Source organism: Blautia sp. HA3515, assembly GCF_059933065.1.
In genome coordinates this window covers 1-7871 of record NZ_JAYFUY010000112.1, presented here as the reverse complement: position 1 = coordinate 7871, position 7871 = coordinate 1, and the positions used below count along the sequence as shown (strand labels likewise).

Below are 7871 nucleotides of genomic sequence, written 5' to 3'. Positions count from 1 at the left end.
GATACCGCACATATGTATTCTTCTGTACCTGTACAGTCTGGATCCCTGAAAACTGCTTCTGAATAGTGATCCTGGCAGGGTCTGTATATACGTATGCGTCAATATCTGTATACTGCTTGATATAATCAACGCTTAAATAAACAATGCCATCTTTAAGCCATACCTCACTGCCCGGATCAGCCTGTGCCGGCTGGCTGGTCAGCTGGGTGGGGGTAGCATACAGTACCTGCTGTCCCTCAGAATCCCAGTAGTATCGCTGATTAATATATGAATCCACAACATCTATAGGAATATATGTCTTATTATCAGAGACAAGGCCTCTTGACTCCAGACGCTCTGTACCTACAATAATGGCACACTGCCCGTCAGCTACCTGTCCGTAATATTCATTCAGATCCATTCTCTGTCTGGTAGGCACATACTTCATGATCACATGAACGGCCACTCCTGCAAGAGCCACCACCAAAATCAGTACACATACCAGTATCACTGGTTTTTTCTTTCTATCCATACTTTTATCCTTTCAGTAAAACCATTCTCCAAATTCGAGTTTGCTACCGCCCATTATATCATATCCATTATAAATTGCATTAAGAAATTTGTTTTTTAATAGCATTTAACAGTAAGTTCATTTTTCCAACTTTTTATTTCACAGATTACTTTATTTCACAGATTACTTTATTTCACAGATTGCCTCATTTCACAGATTGCCTCATTTCACAGATTTTTTCATTTCGGCAGGAAATCCCTTCGGACCACGGCTTTGAGTAGGGGGAGCCTGCTGCCAAAGGGATTTCCCTGCTTTCTATTTACTTTTGTAAGTCAGGATCATCCAGTACAAAGTCAAAGTCCACTCTGGCGATCCGTCCCTGCTCATCTTCTGTATAATCCCGCATATAACCTCCGCCTTCTGCAATCTGACAGGCTTTTGCAATGGATTTCGGCGTACTTAGTTCTCCTTCCAGATACAGGTATATCCCCTGATTCTGGTATTCCAGAAGTTCATTTTCCAGATTTTTACGGGCTTTTTTCTTTCTTTTACGTGATATATCCTTCTCCGTGCCTTAACCTCCTTTCCTGATTATTTCAGAAAACACCAACTGGTTCTGAAAAGACACTTCCGGCAGATCATTTCATCTTATGGGGAAATATGTACCCTGCCACAGCAAGAACGCTGCATGACAAAATCGGCAAAGTCCACAGTAGTGAAATAATGTTAATACTTTAAGCTGATACCTTGTTTCATAGTAACTGAACCTGTATGGATCGTCCGGTTGTCTTTCCTGAGTTCTATTATACAGTTTTCATTTGCAGATGCAAGTCTTTTTTGCCCGTTAAGAAATTTTTTTCATTTTGTTTCTAAATATTTAATGATTACAGGATTGTGGGAGTGCAAAGCACGGAACAATCCGTGTAATCATGATTTTGGTGTTTTGGCACCAAATCACGCGCCAAGTCTCGCTGCTGCTCGACTTGAAAAATAAAAAATAGAAGCCGCTTCCCTCTTGCACTTTTGTGCTATATAATATAAAATATAATGAACTTTAGGCAGGAATCATTCCCACTTAAGAATAGGATGTGATGATATGAAGATAGAAAAGATTAATGACAATCAGATTCGCTGCACCCTGACAAAAGAAGATCTGGAGACACACCATATCCAGATCAGCGAACTGGCCTATGGTACAGACAAAGCCAAGCAGCTGTTTCGTGATATGATGCAGCAGGCTCAGATGCAGTTTGGATTTGAAGCTGATAATATTCCACTGATGATCGAAGCTATTCCGGTAAGTGCAGAGAGCATTGTCCTGATCATTACCAAAGTAGAGGATCCGGAGGAATTAGATACACGTTTTTCCAAGTTCTCTCCTTACAAAGGCAGCGACCGTAAGGATACCATCCAGTTTGATGGAGCAGACAATATTATCGATCTGATCCAGAAGCTGTGTGAAGCTAAAGTTCAGTCCCAGACCAAGCCATCAGAGAAGAAGGAATCACCCACACAAGAAAAGACACCACAGGAGAGAGAAGCCGATATTGACCTTATCCGTCTTTTCTCTTTCCGCACCCTGGATGAAGTGATCCAAGCAGCCCACGGACTGGGAGGCTATTTCACAGGAGAGAATACATTATACAAAGATGCAGCACAGGGATTTTACCGTCTGGTGATCCACCAGTCTGACTGCACTCCTGAGGAATTCAATAAGGTCTGCAACATTCTTTCCGAATACGGGCAGGGCCAGGCATTCACCATGTCAGGAGAGGCTCATCTGAAAGAACACGGGGAACTGATCACCCTTCATGCAGTCCAGAGTCTGGAACAGCTTTAAAGTATAATTATTTGATGCACTAAAATGATGCATTCAAAGTGTCTATACGATACGTAGACATTTTAAACAGGCTAAATCAGTATTAAAAATGCCGTATAAGCTGCAATCCTAAAAGACTGTAACTGATACGGCATTCTCTTTACCTGTTCACTCTGTCCACAAAAACTCCTCTGTAAACAGATGCACCTTCGTCTATATAGTGTGCAAATTACTGAGCAAGAAAATCGTTGATCTGCTCTACCAGGACATCTGCGTCCATCCCGTGCACCATAGCAGCCTCTTCAAGAGACTCCATCTGGGAAGACGGGCAGCCGATGCAGTGCATACCGGCTCTCATAAGAACCCCTGCAATGTTAGGATCTAACTGAAGCAGTTCGCCGATGAGCATCTGTTTTGTCACCTGTGCCATGATCTGTTTCCTCCTTTATTCGCAAATCTGGAGAGAATCGTTATCTGTAAAAGGACCACATCTGCAGTCCTTATAAAGAGTCTCCACCCTCGCCTATTATAATACGATTTTTTACAGGAATCAACATTTACAGTTCTAAAATTTTGTTTATAATTTTATACTTGTAATCCAACGATAGATATATTAGAATAGATTCAGAACCCGGTTAAGGGTACAAAAGAGATTAAAGGAGGATATAACTATGGCATATGTAATTTCTGATGAATGTGTAAGCTGTGGAACATGCGAAAGCGAATGCCCTAACGAGGCTATTTCTCAGGGTGATGAGCATTACGTGATCGATGCAGATGCATGTGTTGAGTGCGGAACTTGCGCTGATGTCTGTCCTACAGGCGCTATCAGCCAGGAATAATTTCCTAAGATCGAGTAAATGGCTGTCGCTATATGCGGCAGCCATTTTTCATTTTATGATCTGGAGACAGGTCTCACTGATCACATATGTATTTTATGTTTCTTTTTATTCTTCTTTTCTATTGCTGCGGCAGCTTCCTTCCTGGCAAGCTGCTGTCTGCGGATAGCTGCATCAATCGAGCGGCATCTTGCCTCTCCGTCGTTCTGAGTGTGAAGCTCCTGCCGGATCAGTCTTTCCAGGATCTGCTGGAACTCCAGGATCTTCCCGGAATCCTCACTGGCAGGCGGCAACTCTTCACATCCCTGTCCTTCCTTCTGATCTTTTTCTGGATCTGTATCTGGATCAGTATCCACCTGAACAGAAGTATCTTCCAGAAGCCTGACCTTACTCTGACTCATCCCAGGAGCCTTCCTGGCGATCTGGGGAACCAGTTCCTTAATGGCCTTAAGCTGCAGTCCTCTTTTCTTAAGTTCCTGAATATTCATAAACAACTGAATATCATATCCGGTGTAGTATCTGTGTCCAAGCTCATTTCTTCCGATCCTCAGATCCAGCTCCTCTTCCCAGTATCGAAGAACATAAGGCTTTAAGCCTGTGATCTGAACGGTCTGCGCTACTGTATACCGCTTATCCACGCTACCCCTCCTTTTTGTGATGCACCTGTGTCCAATATGGTCTGTATGGCACACCTGCATCTTGTTTTAATTATAACAAAGGGGTAATAGATTGCAAGAAAAAGCGATTGACAAAATCCGCCTTACTTTTTCATATTTACAAACTGTGTATACCTTGGCAGCCATACCAGTTCAACCGTACCAATAGGGCCGTTTCTCTGCTTGGCAATAATGATCTCAGCAATATCCTTTTTCTCTGTATCTTTGTGATAATAATCATCTCTGTAAATAAACATTACCACATCCGCATCCTGCTCAATGGCTCCTGACTCACGCAGGTCAGAAAGCATCGGTCTGTGGTCAGGTCTTTGCTCTACTGCACGGCTTAGCTGTGATAATGCGATCACAGGCACTGACAGTTCCCTGGCCAGAGCCTTCAAGGATCTGGAAATATCTGAAATCTCCTGCTGTCTGGAATCTGTTTTGCCGGTTCCGCTCATCAGCTGAAGGTAGTCGATCATAACAATCCCAAGATTATGCTCCAGCTTGTATTTCCTGCACTTGGAACGAAGCTCTGCAATGGAAATACCAGGCGTATCATCAATGATCAAATTGGAACGTCCGATAATGTCTGCGCCTTCCACAAGCTTTGTCCAATCCTCATCCTTCAGATTACCTGTACGCAGATTCTGTGAATCCACATGAGATTCCATGGCAAGCAGACGGTTCACCAGCTGCTCCTTTGACATCTCAAGACTGAAAATGGCTACTGTTACATCCTTGCGAAATGCCATATACTGGGCAATATTCAATACAAAAGCCGTCTTTCCCATAGAAGGCCTGGCAGCGATCAGCACCAGATCTGACCCATGCATGCCGGAGGTCTTATAATCCAGGTCTACAAAGCCGGTAGGAATACCGGTAACAGTTCCTTTCAGCTTGGACGCCTTCTCAATATTGCTGATAGAATTAAGCACTACCTGCTGGATAGGCACAAATTCTTCACTGGTACGCCGCTGCAAAATATTGAACAGCTTTTTCTCAGCTTCCTCCAGGATCGTCTGCGTGCTGTCTTTTTCCAGATAACAGGCATTCTCCACCTCTTCATTGGCTTTGATCAGACGTCTGAGAACTGCTTTCTCACTAACGATATTTGCATAATATTTGATATTCGCAGAGGTAGGTACTGCAGTCAGAAGATCACGCACATATTCCATGCTGCTGATATCCGGCGGCAGTTCTTTTTCCTTAAGACGATTCTGCAGGGTGATCAGATCTACCGGCTTTCCTTCATTGCAAAGTTCTACCATTGCATCAAAAATAATCCCATACTGCTTCTGATAAAAATCATCGCTTGTCAGGATCTCAGAGGCAACCAGGATCGCATCCCTGTCAAGGATCATGGCGCCGATCACTGACTGCTCTGCCTCAATACTGTGCGGAAGTATCCGTTTGATCAATGCTTCTTCCATGAAATACTTACTGCTCCTCTTTTACCCATACTTTCAGGCTTCCTGTTACCTTTGGATGAAGACGCACAGGAACATTGGTAACGCCAAGGTTACGAATGGGGGACGGAAGCTGAAGTTTCTTTTTGTCGATTTCAAGATTCAGCTGCTTTTTAGCTGCTTCAGAGATCTCTTTACCGGAAATAGAACCAAAGGTTCTTCCACCTTCTCCTACCTTCAAAGTAAGAATGATCTCTTTTGTTTCTAGTTCCTTTGCAAAAGCCTGTGCTGCCTCGTAATTCTCCTGTGCAACCTTTTCTGCATTGGCTTTCTGAAGCTTCAGGTCATTCAGATTCTTAGGTGTTGCTTCTACTCCAAGCTTCTTTGGAAGGATCATATTTCTTGCATATCCGTCACTTACATTTACGATTTCGCCTTTTTTCCCAAGGGACTTTACATCTTCCAGTAATATTACTTTCATGATTCCTTAAATTCTCCTTCTTCGATATAATTGATCTATAATTGTCTTTCAGCATCTGCTCCGCCTCATCAAGACTTGCCTTCAGCTGTGCGCCGGCAATATTCAGATGGCCGCCTCCGCCCATCCGCTCCATCATGATCTGTACATTCACTTCATCAATGGCACGGGCACTTACATATACTTCTTTGTTGTACTGGAGTAAGTACAAAAGAAGCCTTTACTCCTGCAATATTCAGAAGCTCATTGGCAGCCTGTGCCCCTACAACGGTAGGACTTTCCAGGCCTTCGCTTGGACATTTTGCAATAGCAAAGCATTTCCTGTAAATGCTGGCAGTACGCACAACCTCTGCCCTTGCCTTGTAAGAATCAATATCATCCCGCAGCATCTTACGCACTCTGGTAATATCTGCACCATTCCTTCTAAGAAATGCTGCTGCTTCAAAGGTACGCACTCCTGCTCTGGTGGTAAAATTATTGGTATCGATCACAATACCGGCATACAGACAGTCTGCTTCCATGCTTCGCAGGCGAAGATCGTCTGAAAAATATTGAAGGATCTCTGCTACCATCTCACAGGTAGAAGAAGCATACGGCTCCACATAAGAGAGTACTGCATTCTGTATCACTTCACTGCCCCGTCTGTGATGATCCAGTACCACAATAGTCTTTGTAAGGTATAAAAGATCCTCACACTCTGTATAGCTTGGCTTGTTGGTATCTACAACAACTACAACTGTGTTATTGTCCACAAGGTCCTTGGCCTGATCTGCTATCTACAAACATGGATGGCTCATAATCCGGACTTCCCACATAACCTGCCATCAAAGGACGAATAGATGTGGTAGGATCATTCACCACAATATGCACCGGTTTTCCAATTGTCTTCCCTGCACGGTAGATACCAATGGCTGCTCCTAATGCATCCACATCTGTGATCTTATGTCCCATAACCACAACGCGGTCCTTGGTACTCATAAATTCCTTAAGGGCCTGTGCCTTTACCCTTGCCTTCACTCTGGTTGCCTTTTCCATCTGCTGTGCCTTGCCGCCAAAGTATGTGATGGTATTGCCATTCTTGATCACCACCTGATCGCCTCCACGGCCAAGTGCCATTTCAATGGCGATCCTGGAATACTCGTAATTCTGCAGATAAGTGGATCCGTTCAATCCAATACCGATGCTTAAGGTAACAGCCATTTCATTACCGATATTAACCGTTTTTACCTCATCCAGAATATGGAATCTCTGTTCCTTTAATGCCTCGAGAGAGCTCTGACGCATGATCAGGAAATATTTGTCTTTTTCCAGCTTACGAACAACGCCGTCAAAATTTGAAAAATACTTGGTGATCTTCCTGTCGATCAATGCGATCAAAAGAGAACGGCGTACATCCTCTACACTATCCAGCGCTTCTTCGTAATTATCCAGATACGCCAAGGCTACAACCAGCTTATCATCTTCATTCTTCTGGATGTATTCCTGCAATTCTGTCTCGTCATAAAGATACAGGGCGATCAGGCTCAGATCATTCTGTGTCTTCTCCAGAATATCTGTATGCTCAACCACATCCTTCATAGTGATACACTGCATAGAAACCCTGTAGATTCCGTCCCCAAAGCCGGTAGTTACCTCTGTTATGTCATTCTGTCCAGGAACAGGCAGCTTCTCCTGGTGTAATATCCGGAAGAAGGGTAGCTATATTCTTATTGTACAACTGGTCTTTCCCCATCAGGCTTGCAAACAGCCGATTGGACCAGACCATCCTGCCGTTGGTATCCATAATGGCAAAAGGCAGTGCCAGATCCTCCAGCATACGTTTCTCCAGGGCATTGTATTGTGTGGTAAATGCAACCAGGGCGTTGAGGATCATTGGCTTGTGATGAATATAGATCAGAAGAACGATCAGTAGGTACACAGCCAGTCCCAGGGATACTAAAAGTCCTGCCCTGATATTAACCATATATACCAGGATATTCAGTCCAAGAAGCAGAATCGCCAGGTACATAGGGGTCCGCATATATTGTTTCAATGGCCCTCTGAATTTTAATTTTTCTTTCATGATTTTTCCCATTCTATTACATAGATAAAACCAATTTTACGTGCACCTGTATATTATACCAGATTCATGGAAATATTTCCATACCCAAGTAACCCCCCTCACGGATTCCTACACATTC

At 43.6% G+C, this 7871-nt stretch carries 6 protein-coding genes and 2 pseudogenes; 2 read left to right on the top strand and 6 right to left on the bottom strand.

Annotated features, from left to right (window positions below):
* A pseudogene (locus R1Y93_RS09595) lies at positions 1-511 on the bottom strand (glycosyl hydrolase family 18 protein); the annotation flags it as partial.
* Positions 512-1586: 1075 nt separating this feature from the next.
* Between R1Y93_RS09595 and R1Y93_RS09590 the strand changes: the two are divergent.
* Positions 1587-2330, top strand: a complete 744-nt coding sequence (locus R1Y93_RS09590) for an adaptor protein MecA (protein WP_500822632.1) — start codon at positions 1587-1589, stop codon at positions 2328-2330.
* Positions 2331-2538: 208 nt separating this feature from the next.
* Here R1Y93_RS09590 and R1Y93_RS09585 read toward each other — a convergent pair whose 3' ends face one another.
* Positions 2539-2739, bottom strand: coding sequence for a DUF1858 domain-containing protein (locus tag R1Y93_RS09585; RefSeq protein ID WP_500822631.1), 201 nt, complete (start codon positions 2737-2739; stop codon positions 2539-2541).
* Positions 2740-2980: 241 nt separating this feature from the next.
* Here R1Y93_RS09585 and fdxA point away from each other — a divergent pair, with 241 nt between their 5' ends.
* Positions 2981-3151 (top strand): 4Fe-4S ferredoxin, encoded by a 171-nt coding sequence (gene fdxA / locus R1Y93_RS09580; RefSeq protein ID WP_500822630.1) that lies wholly within the window; start codon positions 2981-2983, stop codon positions 3149-3151.
* Positions 3152-3231: 80 nt separating this feature from the next.
* Here fdxA and R1Y93_RS09575 read toward each other — a convergent pair whose 3' ends face one another.
* From R1Y93_RS09575 to R1Y93_RS09560, 4 genes and pseudogenes are all read right to left on the bottom strand, one after another.
* Positions 3232-3786: a MerR family transcriptional regulator gene (locus R1Y93_RS09575; RefSeq protein ID WP_500822629.1), complete on the bottom strand. Its 555-nt coding sequence runs from the start codon at positions 3784-3786 to the stop codon at positions 3232-3234.
* A gap of 122 nt (positions 3787-3908) precedes the next feature.
* A complete protein-coding gene (gene dnaB / locus R1Y93_RS09570) occupies positions 3909-5237 on the bottom strand; it encodes a replicative DNA helicase (RefSeq protein WP_500822628.1) in 1329 nt (442 codons plus the stop codon).
* A gap of 7 nt (positions 5238-5244) precedes the next feature.
* Positions 5245-5694, bottom strand: coding sequence for a 50S ribosomal protein L9 (gene rplI, locus R1Y93_RS09565; RefSeq protein ID WP_500822627.1), 450 nt, complete (start codon positions 5692-5694; stop codon positions 5245-5247).
* Positions 5695-5713: 19 nt separating this feature from the next.
* Positions 5714-7753 (bottom strand): annotated as a pseudogene (locus R1Y93_RS09560) (DHH family phosphoesterase); the annotation flags it as partial.
* Positions 7754-7871 lie beyond the last annotated feature (118 nt).

What these genes read in the sequence shown, in the direction of transcription:
- R1Y93_RS09590 (WP_500822632.1), top strand. Translation starts at nt 1,587, where the DNA reads ATGAAGATAGAAAAGATTAATGACAATCAGATTCGCTGCACCCTGACA.
- R1Y93_RS09585 (WP_500822631.1), bottom strand. Translation starts at nt 2,739, where the DNA reads ATGGCACAGGTGACAAAACAGATGCTCATCGGCGAACTGCTTCAGTTA.
- fdxA (WP_500822630.1), top strand. Translation starts at nt 2,981, where the DNA reads ATGGCATATGTAATTTCTGATGAATGTGTAAGCTGTGGAACATGCGAA.
- dnaB (WP_500822628.1), bottom strand. Translation starts at nt 5,237, where the DNA reads ATGGAAGAAGCATTGATCAAACGGATACTTCCGCACAGTATTGAGGCA.
- rplI (WP_500822627.1), bottom strand. Translation starts at nt 5,694, where the DNA reads ATGAAAGTAATATTACTGGAAGATGTAAAGTCCCTTGGGAAAAAAGGC.